This is a genomic window from Roseomonas sp. USHLN139, from assembly GCF_037145735.1.
Classification (GTDB): Bacteria; Pseudomonadota; Alphaproteobacteria; order Acetobacterales; family Acetobacteraceae; genus Pseudoroseomonas.
On the sequence record NZ_JBBCWY010000010.1, the window covers coordinates 83,869 to 103,099 of the forward strand.

The 19,231-nt window shown below is 72.9% G+C and carries 18 protein-coding genes and 1 tRNA gene; 11 read left to right on the forward strand and 8 right to left on the reverse strand.

Going from position 1 to position 19,231, the window contains the following annotated elements; all coding sequences use genetic code 11:
- Positions 1 to 27: 27 nt before the first annotated feature.
- The 3 genes from WFI16_RS22435 to WFI16_RS22445 are packed head-to-tail and all read right to left on the reverse strand — an operon-like array spanning position 28 to position 2,395.
- Positions 28 to 1,275: a molybdopterin molybdotransferase MoeA gene (locus WFI16_RS22435; protein WP_419900082.1), complete on the reverse strand. Its 1,248-nt coding sequence runs from the start codon at positions 1,273 to 1,275 to the stop codon at positions 28 to 30.
- A complete protein-coding gene (gene mobB, locus WFI16_RS22440; RefSeq protein ID WP_419900083.1) occupies positions 1,263 to 1,763 on the reverse strand; it encodes a molybdopterin-guanine dinucleotide biosynthesis protein B in 501 nt (166 codons plus the stop codon). The genes WFI16_RS22435 and mobB overlap by 13 nt, the downstream gene beginning before the upstream one ends.
- A gap of 53 nt (positions 1,764 to 1,816) precedes the next feature.
- Positions 1,817 to 2,395 (reverse strand): TorD/DmsD family molecular chaperone, encoded by a 579-nt coding sequence (locus WFI16_RS22445; protein ID WP_419900084.1) that lies wholly within the window; start codon positions 2,393 to 2,395, stop codon positions 1,817 to 1,819.
- Positions 2,396 to 2,524: 129 nt separating this feature from the next.
- Here WFI16_RS22445 and WFI16_RS22450 point away from each other — a divergent pair, with 129 nt between their 5' ends.
- From WFI16_RS22450 to WFI16_RS22460, 3 genes are all read left to right on the forward strand, one after another.
- Positions 2,525 to 3,520 carry an NADP-dependent oxidoreductase gene (locus WFI16_RS22450; protein ID WP_419900085.1) on the forward strand — a complete coding sequence of 332 codons (996 nt, stop codon included), beginning with the start codon at positions 2,525 to 2,527 and terminating at the stop codon, positions 3,518 to 3,520.
- Between the two features lie 175 nt (positions 3,521 to 3,695).
- Complete coding sequence (locus WFI16_RS22455) at positions 3,696 to 4,097, forward strand: CopD family protein (RefSeq protein ID WP_419900086.1); 402 nt, start codon at positions 3,696 to 3,698, stop codon at positions 4,095 to 4,097.
- Positions 4,098 to 4,265: 168 nt separating this feature from the next.
- On the forward strand, positions 4,266 to 6,875 hold the full coding sequence (locus WFI16_RS22460; RefSeq protein ID WP_419900087.1) for a cation:proton antiporter domain-containing protein: 2,610 nt from the start codon (positions 4,266 to 4,268) through the stop codon (positions 6,873 to 6,875).
- A 4-nt stretch (positions 6,876 to 6,879) separates the two neighbouring features.
- On the opposite strand, the gene WFI16_RS22465 is transcribed toward WFI16_RS22460, so the two are convergent.
- On the reverse strand, positions 6,880 to 7,596 hold the full coding sequence (locus WFI16_RS22465; RefSeq protein WP_419900088.1) for a pirin family protein: 717 nt from the start codon (positions 7,594 to 7,596) through the stop codon (positions 6,880 to 6,882).
- 233 nt (positions 7,597 to 7,829) lie between these two features.
- Between WFI16_RS22465 and WFI16_RS22470 the strand changes: the two genes are divergently transcribed.
- From WFI16_RS22470 to hpf, 7 genes are all read left to right on the forward strand, one after another.
- Positions 7,830 to 7,913 (forward strand) — tRNA-Leu (locus tag WFI16_RS22470).
- 82 nt (positions 7,914 to 7,995) lie between these two features.
- The gene (locus tag WFI16_RS22475) at positions 7,996 to 8,646 is read left to right on the forward strand and encodes a ribonuclease D (protein WP_419900089.1); all 651 of its coding nucleotides are present in this window, start codon (positions 7,996 to 7,998) and stop codon (positions 8,644 to 8,646) included.
- Positions 8,647 to 8,900: 254 nt separating this feature from the next.
- Entirely contained in the window at positions 8,901 to 9,599 is a 699-nt protein-coding gene (lptC, locus tag WFI16_RS22480; RefSeq protein WP_419900090.1) for an LPS export ABC transporter periplasmic protein LptC, read from the forward strand.
- Positions 9,596 to 10,630 (forward strand): LptA/OstA family protein, encoded by a 1,035-nt coding sequence (locus WFI16_RS22485; RefSeq protein ID WP_419900091.1) that lies wholly within the window; start codon positions 9,596 to 9,598, stop codon positions 10,628 to 10,630. Before lptC ends, WFI16_RS22485 begins: the two co-directional genes overlap by 4 nt.
- Positions 10,627 to 11,379, forward strand: a complete 753-nt coding sequence (lptB, locus tag WFI16_RS22490; RefSeq protein ID WP_160000191.1) for an LPS export ABC transporter ATP-binding protein — start codon at positions 10,627 to 10,629, stop codon at positions 11,377 to 11,379. Before WFI16_RS22485 ends, lptB begins: the two co-directional genes overlap by 4 nt.
- Positions 11,380 to 11,431: 52 nt before the next feature.
- Positions 11,432 to 12,928: an RNA polymerase factor sigma-54 gene (gene rpoN, locus WFI16_RS22495; RefSeq protein ID WP_419900092.1), complete on the forward strand. Its 1,497-nt coding sequence runs from the start codon at positions 11,432 to 11,434 to the stop codon at positions 12,926 to 12,928.
- 208 nt (positions 12,929 to 13,136) lie between these two features.
- Positions 13,137 to 13,805 carry a ribosome hibernation-promoting factor, HPF/YfiA family gene (gene hpf, locus WFI16_RS22500; protein ID WP_419900093.1) on the forward strand — a complete coding sequence of 223 codons (669 nt, stop codon included), beginning with the start codon at positions 13,137 to 13,139 and terminating at the stop codon, positions 13,803 to 13,805.
- Between the two features lie 225 nt (positions 13,806 to 14,030).
- Here hpf and WFI16_RS22505 read toward each other — a convergent pair whose 3' ends face one another.
- The 3 genes from WFI16_RS22505 to pdxH form a co-directional block, all read right to left on the reverse strand.
- The gene (locus WFI16_RS22505; RefSeq protein ID WP_419900094.1) at positions 14,031 to 14,906 is read right to left on the reverse strand and encodes a universal stress protein; all 876 of its coding nucleotides are present in this window, start codon (positions 14,904 to 14,906) and stop codon (positions 14,031 to 14,033) included.
- A 287-nt stretch (positions 14,907 to 15,193) separates the two neighbouring features.
- A complete protein-coding gene (locus WFI16_RS22510; RefSeq protein WP_419900095.1) occupies positions 15,194 to 16,642 on the reverse strand; it encodes a bifunctional aminoglycoside phosphotransferase/ATP-binding protein in 1,449 nt (482 codons plus the stop codon).
- Positions 16,639 to 17,232, reverse strand: coding sequence for a pyridoxamine 5'-phosphate oxidase (gene pdxH / locus WFI16_RS22515; RefSeq protein ID WP_419900096.1), 594 nt, complete (start codon positions 17,230 to 17,232; stop codon positions 16,639 to 16,641). Before pdxH ends, WFI16_RS22510 begins: the two co-directional genes overlap by 4 nt.
- 136 nt (positions 17,233 to 17,368) lie before the next feature.
- Between pdxH and fabI the strand changes: the two genes are divergently transcribed.
- Complete coding sequence (gene fabI, locus WFI16_RS22520; protein WP_419900097.1) at positions 17,369 to 18,208, forward strand: enoyl-ACP reductase FabI; 840 nt, start codon at positions 17,369 to 17,371, stop codon at positions 18,206 to 18,208.
- A gap of 74 nt (positions 18,209 to 18,282) precedes the next feature.
- Here the strand turns inward: fabI and WFI16_RS22525 are convergent, their stop codons facing one another.
- On the reverse strand, positions 18,283 to 19,146 hold the full coding sequence (locus WFI16_RS22525) for a DUF4189 domain-containing protein (RefSeq protein WP_419900098.1): 864 nt from the start codon (positions 19,144 to 19,146) through the stop codon (positions 18,283 to 18,285).
- Between the last annotated feature and the right edge of the window lie 85 nt (positions 19,147 to 19,231).

Sequence of the window (19,231 nt, forward strand, 5' to 3'; positions counted from 1 at the left end):
TTTTTCCAGCTCCTGCAGAGAGAGAATTCAGAGAACGCCGGCGAAGGGCAGCACCGTGACGCGGTCGCCGGGGGCGATCTCGGTCAGCGCTTCCGGCAGCTCGGCGAAGGCGTCGCTGTCCACCAGGGTGGAGAGCAGCCCGGCCCCCTCGCGGGTGAGTTTCTCGGCCCGCGGCAGCCCGTCTCCGGCAACCAGCCGGACCCGCAGGTATTCCCGCCGCCCGGCCTTCTTGCGATGCGCGAAGCCGGCCTCGGCGGTGAAGCGCGGCAGCGGCGCGGGCGTGGCGCCGGCCAGCCGCAGCACCAGCGGCCGCGCCAGGTGCAGGAAGGTGACGAAGGCCGCCACCGGATTGCCCGGCAGGCCGAGCACCGGCGTGCCGCCGACCACCCCCATCGCCGCCGGCCGCCCCGGCTTCACCGCCAGCTTCCAGAACACCAGGCTGCCCTCGGCCGCGATGGCGGCGCGGACATGGTCCTCCTCGCCCAGGCTGACCCCGCCGGAGGTCAGCAGCAGGTCGTGCCCGGCGGCGGCGGCGCGCAGCGCCGCGGCGGTCGCCCCGGCCCGGTCCGGCAGCAGGCCGAGATCGACCGCCTCCACCGGCAGGCCGCCGAGCAGCGCCAGCAGGGCGAAGCGGTTGGCGTCATAGGTCTGCGCCGGGCCCAGCGGGGCGCCCGGCAGCGCCAGCTCGTCGCCGGTGGAGAAGACGCCGACCCGCACCCGCCGCCGCACGGCGAGCCCCGGCAGGCCGAGCGCCGCGGCCAGCGCGATCGCCGGCGGGTCCAGCAGCCGCCCCGCCGGCAGCGCCCGCGCGCCCTGCGCCAAATCCTCGCCGGCCGGGCGGCAATTGGCGCCGCGCGGCAGGCCGGGCGGCAGCCACAGCGCGCCATCCTCTAGCCGGACATCCTCCTGCATGATCACCGTGTCGGCGCCCGCCGGCATGGCGGCGCCGGTCATGATGCGGCAGGCGGCCCCCGGCGCCAGCGCCACGGCCGGCCGCCCCGCCGGCTGGCGGCCCGCCAGCGGCAGCCGCGTCTCGCCCGCCGCCGCCAGATCGGCATGGCGGAAGGCATAGCCGTCGACGGCGCTGTTGAAGAAGGGCGGCAGCGGCTGCGGGGCCGCCAAGTCGGCCGCCAGCACCCGGCCGCGCAGCTGCGCCAGCGGCAGCATCTCCGCGCCGGTGACCGGCGGCACGCGGGCGGCGATCAGCGCCGCCGCCGCCTCGACCGAGAGCAGCGCCTCGCCGGCGGCGAAGCAGTCGTCGCTCAGCTGCGCCATGGCACGGCGAAGCGCAGCACCAGCGCCGCCACCGCGGCGACCTCCTCCAGCCCGGCCTGCGGCAGCCCGGCCGGGTTCGGCGTGTCGGCGGCGACCGCCCGGATCATCGGGTCGTCCGGATGCAGCCAGGGCTTGCCGTTCGCCTCCCGCCGCACCTCGAGCTTCGGGTGGCCGTCGCGCTTGAAGCCCTCGACCAGCACCAGGTCGACCGGCGCCAGCTGCGCCACCAGCTCTTCCAGCGAGGGCTCCGGCGCGCCGCGCAACTCGGTCATCAGCGCCCAGCGCTGGCTGGAGGCGACCAGCACCTGCCCGGCCCCCGCCTGGCGGTGCAGCCAGCTGTCCTTGCCCGGCTGGTCGACATCGAAGCGGTGATGCGCGTGCTTGATCGTCGAGACCCGCAGCCCCTGCCCGGTCAGGCAGGGGATCAGCTTGGCCAGGAGGGTGGTTTTGCCGGCGCCGCTCCAGCCGGCCAGTCCGATCAGGCGCATGCCCCAGGGCTTATCGCCTGGCGGCGGCCGAGGGAAGCCCGCCGCGCCGGCGGCTAGCCGGCCGCGGCCGGCGCGGCGGCGTCCTCGACCGCCAGCGCGGCCAGGCCGAGCGCGCCGATCGCGGCGTAGAATTCCTCCCCCTCCACCGCCGCCAGCGCGGCGAAGCAGCGCCCGGCCCAGGGGGCCAGGAAGGCGGCGAAGAAGGCCGCCTCCTCGCCGGGGCTGGCCGGGAAGACGCCGGCGATCAGCCCGGCCAGGGTCTCGCAGAGCAGGCCCAGATGGTCGGCCGGCTCCGCCACGCCCTCCGCCCGGCCGACGCCGAGCGCCGCCAGGCCTGCCTCCAGCGGCGCCCCGAAGACGCCGCCATGGTCCCGCGCCAGCAGCGACAGCCCGGCGAAGGCGGCGATGAAAGAGGCCTCGGTCGCCGCCAGGTCGGTCTGCCGCGCCGCCCGCGCCAGCCGGCCATAGGCCTGGCCCAGCAGCCGGTCCGGCAGGCCGTGCAGCCCGCGCAGGCTGGCCAGCAGCGGCCCGTCCGGCGGCGCCACCAGCAGCCGCCCCAGCATCGCGAACAGCCGCGCCCGCTCGAGCGCCAGCAGGTCGAGGTCCGGGGCCGGCGGGGCGGGAGGGGTCATGCTGAGGGCACATCCAGAGGGAACGGGCGGCCGGGTGGCCGGCTTGTCCCTTGTGCCGTTCGTCGCCGAGGCTTGGCAAGCCTGCCGGCAAGACCAAGACTCTCCCCCGACCCATCCTGGAGAACCGCCATGAGCAATCCGCAGATCCTGCTGAAGGCCCGCCCCAAGGACCGCCCCGGCCCGGAGCATTTCGAGCGGGTCGAGACCGCGATGCCGGTGCCCGGCCGCGGCGAGGTGCTGCTGCGCCACCGCTTCCTGTCGCTCGACCCCTATATGCGCGGCCGGATGGACGACACCGCCTCCTATGCCGCGCCGGTGCCGCTCGGCGGCGTCATGGAGGGCGAATGCGTGGCCGAGGTGCTGGAGAGCCACCATGACGGCTTCGCCCCCGGCGACTGGGTGCGCGGCGCGCGCGGCTGGCAGGGCTTCTCGGCGGCACATGGCAGCAGCCTGGTGAAGCTGCCGAAGGATGGCGGCGGCGTGCCGCATTCCGCCTATCTCGGCGTGCTCGGCATGCCCGGCACCACCGCCTGGGTCGGCGTCACCGAGATCGGCCGGCCGAAGCCGGGCGATGTCTTCGTGGTCAGCGCCGCCTCCGGCGCGGTCGGCGGCGTCGCCGGGCAGATCGCCAAGAAGTATGGCTGCCGCGTCATCGGCATCGCCGGCGGGGCGGAGAAATGCCGCTACGTGAAGGAGGAGCTCGGCTTCGACGACTGCCTCGACCACCGCGGCGACCTGGCCAGGGCGCTCGACGCCGCCTGCCCGGAGGGGATCGACGTCTATTTCGAGAATGTCGGCGGCGCGGTGCAGGAGGCGGTGCTGCCGCGCATGCGCGCCTTCGGCCGCATCGCCTTCTGCGGCACCGTCGCCACCTACAACACCCGGCCGCTGCCGCCGGGGCCGAACCTCTCGGTGCTGGTGCGGCGCAAGCTGATGCTGCAGGGCTTCATCGTCTCCGACCACCCGAATGCCTGGCCGGTCTGGCGCGAGCGTGGCGCCGCCTGGCTCCGCGACGGCGCGCTGAAGTTCCGCGAGCATGTGGTGGACGGGCTCGACCAGGCGCCGGAGGCCTTCATCGGCCTGCTCGAGGGGCGCAATTTCGGCAAGCTCATCATCCGGCTCTGACCGCCGGATCACGCGGGCGGGGCGGCCGGGCCCTGGCTTGCCCGAGCTCTGGCTTCCCCAGGCCCTGGCTTCCCCGGCCGCGATCGCGTCCTATCTGCCAGATGCCGCGGCGGCGCGGACGGGGTGGCGCCCTGCCCCCCGCCCCCGCCGCGCGCGCGCCCCGAAGGAACTGCCCATGGACGGCTATCTGTTGCTGCGTGCCCTGCATGTCACCGCCATCGCCACCTGGAGCGGCGGCATGGTCGCCAATGCCCTGGTGCTGCGGCACGGCCGCGCCGCGCCCGGGCTGCTGCAGGGCATGCGGCTGTGGGACAGCCATGTCTCCACGGTCGCCATGGTGCTGACCTGGGTGCTGGGCCTGGTGCTGGCGATCCAGGGCGGCTGGTTCAGCCAGGGCTGGCTGCATGCCAAGCTGCTGCTGGTGCTGCTGCTCTCGGCCCTGCAGGGGATGCAGTCGGCCGGGCTGCGCCGGCTGGACAACAAGGCCGGCGAGCCGAAGCCGCTGGCGATGCAGCCCTGGCTGCCGCTGGCCGGGCTGCTGCTGATCGCCCTGCTGGCGACGACCAAGCCTTTCTGACCGCCTGCGACGGCGGGTAAGGCTTTGCAACGGCCCCGCCCCGGCCCTGCCCGGGGCGGCCGGCCCGCCCCATATTCGCCTTGAAGCTGCCGGATAGCGGGGCGGACGCCCCGCAGCGCCCGGTGCCGCCGCGCGGCACCGGCCGAACCGGATTGAACTGACAGACGCATGCTGACGACGCTGCCCCATACCCTGCTGGCCATCGCCCTCCTGCTGATCGTCGTCAGCGCCATCCAGCCGCTCGCCCGATGGCTGATGCTGTCCAGCACCGTCATGCTGGCGGTGGTCGGCGTGCTGCTCGGCGGCGGCGCCACCCTGCTGCTGAACCTGCATGAGGGGCCGGCGCTGACCGAGGCCGCCGGGATGCTGATCCACATCCCGGTCAATGCCGAGGTCTTCCTGTTCATCTTCCTGCCGATCCTGGTGTTCCACGGCGCGCTGTCGATCGATGTGCGGCGGCTGGCGCGCGACTGGGCGCCGGTCCTGGTGATGGCGGTGGTCGCCGTGGTGGTGACCACGGCGGCGATCGGCTTCGCCCTCGCCCCGATCTCCGGCGTGCCGCTGACCGCCTGCCTGATGCTGGGCGCCATCGTGGCCACCACCGACCCCTCGGCGGTGGTCGGCATCTTCCACGAGATCGGCGCCAACAGCCGGCTGACCCGCCTGGTCGAGGGCGAGAGCCTGCTGAACGACGCCGCCGCCATCTCGATCTTCACCATCTTCCTGGCGCAGCTGACCGGCCAGCATCCCGCCGCGCCGCTGCAGGCGGCGCTGACCTTCCTCTCCTCCTTCGGCGGCGGGCTGCTGGTGGGCTTCGTGCTGGCCCGGCTGATGCTGGCGGCGCTGCCCTGGCTCGGCGGCAACCGCACCGCCGAGGTCACCCTGACGCTCGCCCTGCCCTATGTCGCCTACATCCTCTGCGACGAGGTGTTCGGGTTTTCCGGCGTGGTGGCGGCGGCGGCGGCGGGGCTGACCGTCTCGGCGGTCGGGCCCTCGACCTTCCGGCCGCAGAGCTGGCAGTTCCTGCAGGACATCTGGGCGCAGCTGTCCTTCTGGGCCAGCTCGATGGTCTTCATCCTCGCCTCGATGCTGGTGCCGCGGCTGATGCTGGGGATGGAGCAGCGCGACCTGCTGCTGATCGGCGTCACCATCCTGGCCGCCACCGCCGCGCGCGCCGCCGTGCTGTTCGGCGTCATGCCGATCCTGCTGGTGCTGCGGCTGTCGCAGCGGGTGCCGATCCCCTTCAAGGTCACCATGCTCTGGGGGGGCCTGCGCGGCGCCATCACCCTGGCGCTGGCCCTGTCGGTGACCGAGAACGGCGCCGTTCCCTCCCAGGTGCAGCAGTTCGTCGCCATCGTCGCCACCGGCTACGTGCTGTCGACGCTGCTGGTGAACGGCACCACCCTGCGCTTCCTGGTGCATTTCCTGAAGCTCGACCGGCTGTCGCCGGCCGACCAGGCGCTGCGCAACCAGGTGGTCGCCATCGGCCTCGGCGAGGTGCGCGACAAGCTGCGCGACACCGCCGGCGATTACGGCTTCTCGGCGCCCCCCACCGCCCATGTCGCCGCCCTCTACGACCGCCGGGTGAAGGTGGAGACCGCCGCCAATACCTTCGACACCGCCATCAGCGACCGCGAGCGGGTCACACTCGGCCTGATCACCTTCGCCAGCCAGGAACGCTCGGTGCTGCTCGAGCTGTTCCAGGAGCAGGGCCTGTCGCGCCGCGTCATGGAAAGCCTGCTGTGGAGCGCCGAGAGCATGATCGACGGCGCCCGGGCCGAGGGGCGGCTGGGCTATATCCAGGCCGCCCGCCGCCGGCTGCAGCCGGGGCCGCGCTTCCATGTCGCGCAATGGCTGCACCGCCAGTTCCGCATCGACAAGCCGCTGATGCACTGCATGGCCGAGCGCTTCGAGATGCTGCTGCTCAGCCGCCTGGTCGCCACCTCGATGGCGCGCTTCATGCGCCGCCGCATGGAGCCGGTGCTCGGCGAGCGGGTGACCGAGGTGGTGCGCGACATCGTCGGCCGCCGCGAGGAGCTGCTGCAGGACGCCATGGACACGCTGCGCCTGCAGTATCCGGGCTATGCCGAGGCGCTGGAGACGCGGCTGCTGCGCCAGCTGGGCATCCGGCTGGAGGCCGAGGAATACGCCACGCTGCAGCGCGAATCCCTGGTCGGCGAGGAGCTGCATGACGAGCTGATGCGCGGGCTGGAGGCGATGCGCCAGCAGATCGCCCGGCCGCTGCAGTTCAACATCCAGTCCGGCCTCGACAAGCGGATCGCCGAGTTCCCGGTGTTCGCCGGGCTGCAGGAGGCCTTGCTGCACGACCTGGCGATGAGCGTCACCAGCCGCTTCGTGGTGCCGGGCGAATGGATCTACCGTCCGCGCCAGCGCGCCCGCTCGGTCTATTTCATCAGCCGCGGCGAGGCGGTGCTGCAGCAGGACGGCCGCGAGGTGCTGCTGACCCATGGCGACGTGCTGGGCGAGGCCGAGGTGATCCATCCGGCGCGCCGCGCCGGCCGGGCGCGCGCCACCAGCTTCTGCCACCTGCTGGAGCTGGGTGCGGCCGATTTCCACCGCCTCCTCGCCGAGGCGCCCGAGCTGGCCCACCGCATCGAGCGCATCACCGAGCAGCGGGCGCCGGCCGAGGCGGTGCCTGTGCCTGTCCCTGCCTCCGCCCCCGCTCCCACCCCCGCCGCTGTCCTGCCTGAGCCGGCCCCGGCGCTGCCCGGCCCTGGGCTGCCCGGCCCTGGCAGGCTGGCACCGCGCGAGGGCTGAGCGCTCAGGCGGCGGCCGGCGCGGTCTCCACCAGCACCAGCTCCGCCCCCTCCTCGCCGGCGGCCAGGGCCAGGGTCTCGGCGCCCTCGATCGCCGCGGCATCGCGCTCGCCGAGGCGCTGGCCGTTCAGCGTGACGCTGCCGCGGGCGACGACCAGGTAGCCCATCCGCCCTGCCGCCAGCGCGGCCGTCGCCACCTCCCCGGCGCCCAGCCGGGCCGCCAGCACCGCGGCATCGGCGTTCAGCGGCAGCGCGTCGCCGCCGGCCTCGACCTCCCGCCCGCTGGCCAGGAGCTGGAAGCCGGCGCCGGTCTCGCGCGGGAAGGCGCGGCTGCCCCAGCGCGGCGGCAGGCCCAGCCGGTCCGGCGTGATCCAGATCTGGAACAGCGTCGTGGTCACCGGCTCCAGATTGTATTCGGCATGGGTGATGCCGCTGCCGGCCGACATGACCTGCACGTCGCCGGCCTCGGTGCGCCCCTGGTTGCCCAGGTTGTCGCGATGGCTGATCGCGCCCTCGCGGACATAGGTCAGGATCTCCATGTCGCGGTGCGGATGCGGGTCGAAGCCGGTGCCCGGCGCGATGGCATCGTCGTTCCAGACCCGGATGCGGCCCCAGCCCATGCGGCCGGCCTCGCGGTAGGGACCGAAGGCGAAGTGGTGGCGGGCCGAGAGCCAGCCATGCTCGGCGCGGCCCAGGCTGGCGAAGGGACGGATCTCGATCATCGGCGGGGTCTCCTGGAAGCGGGTCGTTGCTGGTCCCCTGGATAGGCCCGCCGCCGCCCCGGCGGCGATGCCGCCGCCCGGATCACCGCCATCACGGCGGGTGATGGCGCCGCCGGCCAGGCCCCCGCTTGCCGTCCGATCAATCGCCGGTCGTAATTTTGTAAAAACCCCCGTTGACGGGGGGCCGCGCCGCCCATAAAAGCCCCTCCACGCCGCAAGGCACTTCGCCCCTCGCCCAGGTGGTGGAATTGGTAGACGCGCTGGCTTCAGGTGCCAGTGACCGCAAGGTCGTGAAGGTTCGAGTCCTTTCCTGGGCATATCTACCCCCTCCCCCTGCACTACGGGGACTGCCACCCAAGGGTGGCACATGGTTCGACAGGAAGCCGGGGGATGGCGAGGATGGCACAGACGCTCTTCGTGCCGAAGATGATCAAGCTCCACAAACATGACCTGCCCGCCGGCCTCGATTTCGGCCGCGTCGTCGCGATCGACACCGAGACCATGGGCCTCGACCCGCGCCGCGACCGGCTCTGCCTGGTGCAGCTCTCGGCCGGCGACGGCACGGCGCATTGCGTGCAGATCATCCCCGAGGCGCTGGGCGGGCGCGGTGCCGACTGCCCGAACCTGAAGGCGCTGCTGGCCGAACCGCAGGTCACCAAGCTGTTCCACTTCGCCCGCTTCGACGTCGCCATCCTGCGCGCGGCGCTCGGCGTCGAATGCGCCCCCGTGCGCTGCACCAAGATCGCCGCCAAGCTGGTCCGCACCTTCACCGAGCGGCACGGGCTGAAGGATCTCTGCCGCGAGCTGCTCGGCGTCGACATCTCCAAGCAGCAGCAGAGCTCCGACTGGGGCGCGGCCGAGCTGACGCCGGAGCAGCTGGCCTATGCCGCCTCCGACGTGCTGCACCTGCATGCGCTCTGGGACCGGCTGGAGGCGCTGCTGAAGCGCGAGGGCCGGCTGGAGCTGGCCGAGGCCTGCTTCCGCTTCCTGCCGGCGCGCGGCCAGCTCGACCTGATGGGCTATGCCGAGCCCGATATTTTTTCCCACTGATCGGGCCGCTTGACGGCCCGCGAAAAAGCCTGGCGCCGCCTGGGGCTTGGCATGGTTTTTGGTAGGCTGGCACAGTCTCGCGTTGACCCTGGCAGGGTGCCGCCCCATACAAAGGGGGTGAGCCGCTTTCCCACCCTGCCCGGCACACCTGCCACCTCGCGCCGCCTCCGACAGCGGCCGCGGGCGGCAGGGAACAGCGGACCCCGACTTGTCACCCGGATCCTTTCGGCACAGCAGGCCAGCAAAGCCCCCGCATGACCCCGTCCTCTCCCCCGCGCGGCCGCGCCGCCGCGCCCCGCGCCGAGCGCGCCGCCGGCAAGGGCCGGCAGCTGCTGCCCTCCCGGGCGCGGCTGGCGATGGATGCCGGGTCGATGGCGCGCTACCGCTTCACCGTCGGCCTGGCCAAGTGGCTGCTGCCGGTGGGCGCGCTCGCCGTGCTGGCCGCCATCGCCCTCTGGCCGGAATTCGACCGCGCCGAGGATCGCGGGCGGCTGGCCTTCCGCCGGGTGGCGCAGACCAGCGCCGAGGCGCTGCGCCTGGCCGCGCCACGCTACCAGGGCATCGACGAGCAGGACCGCCCCTACAACGTCACCGCCGCCACCGCCCTGCAGCAGGACCAGGCGGCGCCGATCGAGCTCGAGCGGCCGCGTGCCGACATGATCATGAACAACGGCACCTGGGTGCTGCTGGAGGCCCGGACGGGCCAGTACAGCCGCGAGGGCAACCACCTGTCGCTGCAGGGCGAGGTGACGCTCTGGCACGATGACGGCAGCACGCTGAAGACCGCGGCGGCCGAGATCGACATCGCCGCCGGCGGCGCCACCGGCGACCGCCCGGTCGCCGCCCAGGGCCCCTTCGGCACCCTGGTCAGCGAGGGCTTCCGGCTGGAGAACCGCGGCCAGGTGGTGGTCTTCACCGGCCATGCCAAGGCAGTGCTGGAGGGCGGCCGATGACCTTTTTCCGTTGGGGCAGACAGGGTGGCCTGCCCGCCGTCGCGCTGCTGGCGGCGCTGGCCGTCGCGCCGCAGGCGGCGCGGGCGCAGCAGCTCGACCTGACCCAGGGCGGCCCGGTCGAGGTCACCGCCAGCGACGGCATCGAATGGCGCCAGCAGGAGCAGGTGGTGATCGCCCGCGGCAGCGCCCGCGCGGTGCGTGGCGGCGTGACGCTGACCGCCGACCGGCTGATCGCCCGCTACCGCCCGCGCGCCGGCGCGCCGGCCGCCTCCGCCAATGGCAGCCAGGGCGACACGCCGATGTCCGGCGGCGAGATCTGGCGGCTGGAGGCGGAAGGCAATGTCCGCATCGACAGCGCCACCGACCATGCCGAGGGCGACCGCGCCGTCTATGACATGGACCAGGCGGTGATGGTGCTGACCGGCCGGGCGCTGAAGCTGACCACGCCGCAGAACGTGCTGACCTCGCGCGACAGCATGGAATACTGGCCGGGCAAGCGCATGGCCGTGGCGCGCGGCGCCGCCGTGGTGGTGACCGCCGACCAGCGCCGCATCGCCGCCGACACGCTGGTCGGCTATTTCCGCGATCAGGGCGCCGCCGGCGCCAGCCCCGCGCCCGCGCCGGGTCCTGCCGCCCAGCCGGCCCGCAACCCGGTCACCGGCCAGCCGGCGACGCCGGGCCAGGGCAGCCAGCTCGACCGCGTCGAGGCCTTCGGCAATGTCGAGATCCGCACCACCGGCGAGGTGGTGCGCGGCGACCGTGGCGTCTATTCCGAGACCACCGGCATGTCCCGCCTGCTGGGCGGCGTCCGCATCACCCGCGGCGACAACCAGCTGAACGGCCAGGAAGCCATCGTCAACATGCGCAGCGGCGTGGCGCGGCTGGTCTCCACCCCGGGCCAGCGCGTCCAGGGCCTGATCATCCCGCAGCAGGGCCAGCAGGCGCTGCAGCCCCAGGGGCAGTCCCAGGGGCAGCCGCAAGCGCAGCCCAACCAGCAGCAGCAGAATCAAGGCGGAGCGCGGCCCCGGTGAGCACCCCTCTGAAGGTCATCCCCGGCGAGGGCGGGCTGGTCGCGACCGGCCTGGGCAAGCGCTACAAGAAGCGTCCGGTGGTCCGCAACGTCTCGCTCAGCGTCAAGCGCGGCGAGGCGGTCGGGCTGCTCGGGCCGAACGGCGCCGGCAAGACCACCACCTTCTACATGATCACCGGCCTGGTCCGCCCCGACCAGGGCCAGGTCTTCATGGACGGGCACGACGTCACCACCCTGCCGATGTACCGCCGCGCCCGCATGGGGCTCGGCTACCTGCCGCAGGAGGCCTCGATCTTCCGCGGCCTCAGCCTCGAGGACAATATCCGCGCGGCGCTGGAGGTGGTCGAGCCGGTGCGCGCCCGGCGCGAGCAGATGCTGGATTCGCTGCTGGCCGAGTTCGGCCTGACGCATCTGCGCCGCTCGCCCTCCCTGGCGCTGTCGGGCGGCGAGCGCCGCCGCTGCGAGATCGCCCGCGCGCTGGCCACCCACCCGGCCTATGTGCTGCTGGACGAGCCGCTGGCCGGCATCGACCCGATCGCGGTCGGCGAGATCCGCGACCTGGTCAAGCACCTGAAGAATCGCGGCATCGGCGTGCTGATCACCGACCACAACGTCCGCGAGACGCTGGAGATCATCGACCGCGCCTATATCCTGCATGACGGCCAGGTGCTGATGGAAGGCACCCCGCAGGACATCGTCGCGCATGAGGGCGTCCGCCGCGTCTATCTGGGCGAGCGGTTCAGCCTCTAGCATGCACGCCCGGCCGGCCCTTTCGGTGTTCCGTCAGGCAGGCTGAGCGCGCATGGCCCTCGGTCCCCGCCTGGATCTGCGCCACAGCCAGTCGCTGGTGATGACGCCGCAGCTGCGGCAGGCGATCAAGCTGCTGCAGTCCTCGAATCTCGAGGTCAGCGCCTTCGTCGAGGAGGAGCTGGAGCGCAACCCGCTGCTGGAGCGCGACGAGCGCCCCGAGCTGCCGCCCGAGCGCGCGGAGCCGCAGGCCGCCCTCGTGGCGCCGGCCGACAGCTTCGAGAGCACCGCCTCGACCACCCTGCCGGCCGAGGCGGAGGCGCCGCTCGACATCCGCGACTGGTCGAATGTCTATGACAGCGACGGCCCTGCCCTGGGCGAGGCCGGCGGCCGCGGCGGCCGGCTGGATTTCGAGGCCGATGAGCGCGGCATCGAGGATCTGGCGATCGCCGGCCCGCGCAGCCTGCGCGAGGAGCTGGCCGAGCAGGTCCGGCTGAGCTTCGCCGATCCCGGCGACCGGCTGATCGCGGCGCAGCTGATCGCCCTCCTCGACCCCTCCGGCCGGCTGGCCGCCGAGGATGCCGCCATCGCCCAGGCGCTGGGCTGCGAGGTGGCGCGCATCGCCGCGATCCGTGCCCGGCTGCAGCGCTTCGAGCCGGTCGGGCTGTTCTGCCGCTCGCTCGCCGAATGCCTGGCCGTGCAGCTGGCCGAGCGCAACCGGCTGGACCCGGCGATGCAGGCGCTGCTCGACAATCTGGAGCTGCTGGCGCGGCGCGACATGCGCGGCCTGCTGCGGGTCTGCGGCGTCGATGCCGAGGACCTGGCCGAGATGGTGGCCGAGCTGAAGCGGCTCGACCCCAAGCCCGGCGCCGATTACGACGCCGCCCCCGCCCCCGCTCTGCTGCCCGACGTGCTGATGCGGCGCGCCCCCGGGGCGGGCGGCGAGGCGGGCGACTGGATCCTGGAGCTGAACCCCGACACCCTGCCGCGCGTCCTGGTCAACCGCGGCTTCCACGCCCGCGCCCAGGTCAGCGCGACGCGCGAGGAGAAGGCCTTCCTGTCGGAGAAGTTCCAGGCGGCCAACTGGCTGGTGAAAAGCCTGGAGCAGCGCGCCAGCACCATCCTGAAGGTCGCCGCCGAGATCGTCCGCCGCCAGGACGGCTTCTTCCGGCATGGTGTTGCGCATCTGCGGCCGCTGATCCTGCGCGACGTGGCGGAGGCGGTGGAGATGCACGAATCCACCGTCAGCCGGGTCACCGCCAACAAGTACATCGCGACGCCGCGCGGGCTGTTCGAGCTGAAATACTTCTTCACCACGGCGATCGGCGGCACCACCGGCGGCGAGACCTTCAGCGCGGAAGCCATCCGCCACCGCATCCGCAGCATGGTGTCGGCGGAGACGGCGGCGGACATCCTGAGCGATGACGCCATTGTCGCAGCTTTGCGTCGGGAAGGAGTGGACATCGCCCGGCGGACAGTGGCCAAATACCGCGAGGCGTTGCGCATCCCATCTTCCGTGCAACGCAAGCGGGAGAAGGCCGTTCCCGCCTAGTGCGTGTTCGTCCGCAGAGGAGATCAAGGGACGTGAGACGCGCGACGTGCCGATGACTAGACCCTGATCAGCGCTGCACCGGCGCTGATCAGGGCCTAGTCCCAACGGGAGACGGCCGCCCCGGCCCGACCCGAAGCGGGCGTGACCCGCCGCTTCGCCGTCCCCGGGACGGCCCCTCCCCCACACAAGAAGGAGGGGTTACCCCGCCATGCACATCGTTGTCGCAGGGAAACAGGTCGAGACCGGCGAAGCCCTGAAGGTCCATGTGGCCGAGGGTCTGAAGACGGTGACCAAGAAGTATTTCGACCACGCCCTGGAAGCGTCTGTCACCTTCTCCAAGAACCGCGCCTTCTTCGCCTGTGCGATCGATATCCATGCCGGGCGCGGCCTCAGCCTGCGCGGCGAGGGCGAGGGGCCCGATGCGCACCGCGCCTTCGACGAGGCCGCCTCGCATATCGCCAAGCGGCTGCGCCGCTACCGCCGCCGGATGAACGAGCATTCCCGCAACCTGGCCGATGAGCGGCTGCCGCCCTCGGCCGAGACCGCCCGCCAGGTCGTCCTGGCGCCGCTGCCCGACGAGCCGGACGAAGCCGTCGATGCCGCCGCCCTGCTGGAAGAACCCGGGGAGGATCGTGGCGCGCCCGAAGCGGCGCCGCCGGCCAATGGCCATGCGCAGAGCATCCAGACCGACCACGGCGCCATCATCGCCGAATCCCCGACCCAGATCACCCGCCTGAGCGTCAGCGAAGCGGTGATGCGACTCGATCTGGGGCAGGAGCCGGTGATGATGTTCCGCAACCAGAGCAGCGGGGCGCTGAACGTCGTCTATCGCCGCGCCGACGGCCATATCGGCTGGATCGACACCACGGCCGCCTAGGACCCGGCGTCGCGACGGAACAGCAGGCTGGGGGAAGCAATTCCCCCAGATTTTTCCTTCCGTGGCAGAACGCCCTGAAGAAACAGCGCGACCTCAAAGGTCGCGCTGCGCCATGGCCGTTTCACATCCCGTCTCCCGGTGGACACGGCAGTCACCGCAAGAAGAAGAAGGGGTCCAGGGGAATTCCTTCCCCTGGCCTGTCCCTGTCTTCTCGTCAGACGATGCTCACCGGCACATCAGCACCGGGATATCCGCGTTCTCCAGCACGTGCCGGGTCACCCCGCCCAGGATCAGCTGGCGCAGGCGGGAATGGCTGTAGGCGCCCATGCAGAGCAGGTCGGCATTGAAGTCGCGCACGGCACCCAGCAGTCCGGCGCCGACCTCGCGGGTCTGCGGCTTGAACGGCACCGCCTCGGCCTGCACCTCGTGCCAGCGCAGATAAGCCTGCAGGCCTTCCGCCGCCGGGCCGCGGCGCTGGTAGTCGTCGCTATAGAGGATGCGCACCGCCTCGGCATGGTGCAGCCAGGGCAGCGCGGCGGCGACCGCGGCGGCGCTCTCGGCGGTGCCGTTCCAGGCGCAGCAGACGCGGGTGCCGATGGTCGCCGGCGACTGGCGCGGCGCGATCAGCACCGGACGGCCGGAATCGAACAGCACGGCGTGCAGCGCGTCGGAGGAGGAGACGTCCTCATCGGCTTCCGGATGCGGCACCACCGCCATGTCGTAGAGCCGCGACTGCTGGGCGACCACATCCTCCTCGCGCCCGGCGATGGATTCGAAGGAGAGCGTCGGCCCCTCGGTCTTCAGCGCGCTTTCGGCGGAGAGCGCGATGGTGACGTCGCGACCCTGCACGAACTTCTCGAACAGCGCCCGGACGCGGCCGGCGCGCTCGCCGCTCTCGCGCTCGGTGGCGGCCATCATCTCCTCGATCATGGCGCCGGAGAGGCCCTCGCCGGCCAGCGGCGCCACGTCGCGCGCATCGACCCGGACATGCAGGCAATGGACATGGGCGTTCCAGGTCCGCGCCACCATCAGCGCGGTGTTCAGCGCCGCCTCGCCCGCGGCGGTTCCGGTCAGCGGCAGCAGCAGCCGGCGATAGGCCATGGTCGGTCTCCTTATCCTTACCGGCGCGGAGCCGGGAACCGCAGATGGCGCAGCATCATTGCAATAACGGCAGGCCGCAAGGGGCCTGCCCGCAGGACGACAGGGCCGGCCCCGGGAAATCTATTCCGGCCAGGCGCCGATCTTTTCTATCATCTGGTGCAGGATTCTAGATGTCGTCACCAGCGGACAGAAAGGAACGGGCCGGGCCGCCGGGTTTCATTCCCGCCGGCTTATGCGTTCACGCCAGGGCAAGGTCCAGCGTAAGACAAAGCGCGCCCCGAACCTCGTTAAATCGATGTTGGCATCGGCCCGGCGGTGTCGAGGCGCTGCCAGGCGATCGGGCCCGGATCGCGGGCCGCCGCCGCCTCGAGGACGGCGAGCCCGGCATCGGAGGCGTCGCCGCGCCGCGCGGCCACGCGCGAGCGCAGCACCGCGAGCGGCGCCTCCAGCCACAGGCCCTGCAGCGGGATGCCGGCCGCGCGGCCGAGCTGCTCGAGGCCCTGGCGCATCGCCGGGTCCAGGAAGGCGGCGTCGGCGATGACGCTGTGGCCGGCGGCCAGCGCCGCGCGGGTGGCCTCGAACAGCTCGTCGTGCACCGCCGCGCTGACGGCGGGGGCATAGGCCTCGGGCGGCAGCCGCTGCTCGGGGGCCAGGCCGTGGCGGCGCTTGCGGATCTCGTCGCTGCGCAGGATCAGCGCGCCGGGCGCGGCGCCGATCGCCGGCGCCCAGCGGCGGCTCCAGAAGCTCTTGCCGCTGCCGGGCAGGCCGCCCACCGCCAGCAGGCGCGGCGGCACCGGCCGCAGCGCCGCCTCGGCCTGGGCGAGGCAGGGCAGGCCGTCCTCGCCGGTCCGCGCCAGGCAATGGGCGCGGATCAGCGCGCGCAGCGACAGCCAGAGCGGCAGGCCGGCGACCAGCGCCGCATCGCCGCTGCGCCCGACATAGCGGTTCAGCACCCGGTTGGCGGCGGCCCGCCCGACCTGGCGGTCCAGATCGGCCAGCAGGAAGGCCAGGTCGTAGCCGGTGTCGATGGTGGCCAGCGCCTCGTCGAATTCCAGCGCGTCGAAGGGCACCGGCCGGCCCTGCCAGAGCAGCAGGTTGCCGAGATGCAGGTCGCCATGGCAGCGGCGGATCCTGCCCTCGGTCCCCCGCCGGGCCAGCCAGGGCGACAGCCGGGCCAGCGCGGCGGTGGCGGCCTCGGCCCAGGCGATGATGCGCGGCCCGGGCAGGCCCGCGGCCAGGCCAGCGGCGCGGTTGCCGGCGATGACGCGGGCCAGGGCGGCGGGGGCGTCCCAGCCTTCGACCGGCGGCAGCTTGTCATGCAGCGCGGCGACGGCATCGCCCAGCGCGTCCTGCAGCGCCGCGTCCAGCGCGCCGCGCCGGGCGACGGCGTCCAGGAAGTCGCCGGCGGGGACGCGGGCCATCTCCAGCGCCCATTCGACCGCCGGCCCCTCGCCGCCCAGGCGCAGCGCGCCGTCCGGGCCGCGGGTCAGCGGCTGCACCGCCCGGTAGAGGCCCGGGGCATGCGGCGCATTCAGCGCCATCTCTCTCTGGATGAAGCGCGCCCGGGCCGCGAGGCTGGTGAAGTCGAGGAAGCCGAGATCGACCGCCTTCTTCAGCTTCAGCACCCGGTCGGGACCGAGGAAGAGGGCGGAGATATGCGTCTCGACCGGGGCCTCGCCCCCGGTGAGGCGGCGGAGCAGCGCCGCGGCGTCGGCCTGCTCCGCCGGGATGCTCACGGGTAGAGCGTCTCGATCCGCCAGCCGTCGCCCGCCGCCTCGAAGACCCGGCGGTCATGCAGGCGGAAGGGCATGTCCTGCCAGAACTCGAGGCGCCGCGGCAGCAGGCGGAAGCCGCCCCAATGCGGCGGGCGCGGGATCTCGGCATCCGGGAAGCGCGCCTCGGCGGCGGCGAGCGCCCCTTCCAGCTCGGCCCGGCCGGAGAGCGGGCGCGACTGCTGCGAGGCCCAGGCGCCCAGCCGCGACAGCCGCGGGCGGGTCGCGTAGTAGGCGTCGGATTCCGCCTCGCTGACTTCCTCGATGGCGCCCTCGACCCGCACCTGGCGGCGCCGCGTCTTCCAGTGGAAGGCCAGGGCAGCGCGCGGATTGGCCAGCAGCTCGCCGCCCTTGCGGCTCTGCTTGTTGGTGAAGAACACGAAGCCGCGCTCGTCGAGGCCCTTCAGCAGCACGATGCGGACGGAGGGGACGCCGTCGGGCGTGCAGCTCGCCAGGCTCATGGCATTGGGGTCGTTGGCCTCGCTGGCCTCGGCCTCGGCCATCCAGGCGCGGAACAGAGCATATGGTTCGGTGGCGGCGATCGGCGCGGTCATGCGGCTCCCCCTTGCCCAGGCGTCGGGGGTGTGCCACCAGGACCCTACCCTTGCAACAGGGGAAAACCCTGTTCCCCTGGCTTCGCCTTGCCTGACATCTTGTCACCAGTCACATACGAAACGGTCGCGCCTGCCCATGGAAGCTGTTGCCCCTCAAGCGTCTCCCCCCACCGGCACGCTGATGGCCGGCAAGCGCGGCCTGATCATGGGCGTGGCGAATGACCGGTCGATCGCCTGGGGCATTGCCCGCGCCATCGCCGCCCAGGGGGCCGAGATCGCCTTCACCTACCAGGGCGAGGCGCTGGAGAAGCGGGTGCGGCCGCTGGTCGAGAGCATCGGCGCCGAGATCCTGCTGCCCTGCGACGTGACCGACGAGGCCAGCATCGACGCCGTCTTTGCCGAGCTGGAGAAGCGCTGGGGCAGGATCGACTTCCTGGTGCATGCCATCGGCTTCGCCGACAAGCAGTTTCTGCGCGGCCGCTACATGGACACGCCGCGCGACGCCTTCCTGCAGGCGCTCGACATCTCCTGCTTCTCCTTCGTCTCGGTGTCGCGCCGGGCGGCGGCGCTGATGCCGGAGGGCGGCTCGCTGCTGACGCTGTCCTATCTCGGCGCCGAACGTGTCACGCCGCATTATAACGTGATGGGCGTGGCCAAGGCGGCGCTGGAGGCCTCGGTCCGCTACATGGCGGTCGATGTCGGCGGCCAGGGCGTGCGGGTCAACGCGATCAGCGCCGGGCCGATCAAGACGCTGGCGGCCAGCGGCATCGGCGACTTCCGCTACATCCTGAAGTGGAACCAGTACAACGCGCCGCTGAAGCGCAACGTCACCATCGACGATGTCGGTGGCGCCGGGCTCTACCTGCTCTCTGACCTGGGCGCCGGCGTCACCGGCGAGGTGCACCATGTCGATTGCGGCTATCACATCGTCGGCATGAAGGCCGAGGACGCGCCGGACATTTCCGTCGCTTCCTGAGCCGCCGCGCAGGCGCTGCAACAGGCCCGGAAGGCGATGCCTCCCGGGCCTTTTTCATGGCCGCGCCACCGGCCTCAGCCGGCGCAGTCGCTGGCGACGATGCGGCAGGTGGCGCCGCGATGCCGCTGCCGGCAATCGCCCAGCGCGTCATGCTCGGCCTCCAGCCGGTTCGGCCCGCTGCCCGGCGTCGCCAGCAGCACCTGGTAGGTGGTGGGGTCGTCGGTCATCACCATGCCGCGGCTGATGACGCCCTGGGCGACGGCGCCGCAGCGCTCGCGGAACTCCATGGCCAGGCGGCAGGGGACGCCCTCCGGCCCCTTGCAGGCATTCTCGGCGCGGCGATGCGCCTGCATCCGGTCGTCCTGTCCCAGCACCATCCCGTAGCGCGGCGAGGGCGGCACCGCGACATAGATGGCGCCGGTGCCGGCGAAACCGCCTGCCGCCGCGGCCGGGCCGGGCGCCGCCGCTGGCGCCTCGGGCGGCGGCGCGGCCTCGGCGCGCGGGCCGGGGACCGGCGGCGGAGGGGCGGGCGGCCGCTGCGGCGCGGGGTCGGGGGCCGCCGGCGCGGCCGCTCCGGGCTGCGGCCCCGATGGCACCCCCGGGGCCCCCACGGGCGGCGTGGCGCGGCCCGGGCCGGAGGGCGGCGGCAGGGTGCCCGGCGGGAGGGGAGGCGCGGCGGGCGCGACCGGCGCCGGCGGTGGCAGCGGCGCGGCCGGGGCCTGGACGACCGGCGGCGTGGGCAGCCGCCCTTCCAGCGCCTGGCAGCGGATCAGGCAGGATTGCACGCTCTGCGGGTTGTCCGCCCGGCGCGACATCGAGGCGCCGCACTGGCCGAGGCAGGCCTCGCTGTCCGGTCGCGGCTGGGCCGCCGCCGGATCCGTCATCCAGAGCAGCCCGGCCAGCATCAGGAAGAAACTCGTTCTCGGCGGTTTTCGCATCACGGTCCGGTCTTTCGCGCCCTGCAAGATGACCGCAAACGGCCGACTCCGTCCATCACACTGCCCGGCGCGGAAAGTGCTATAG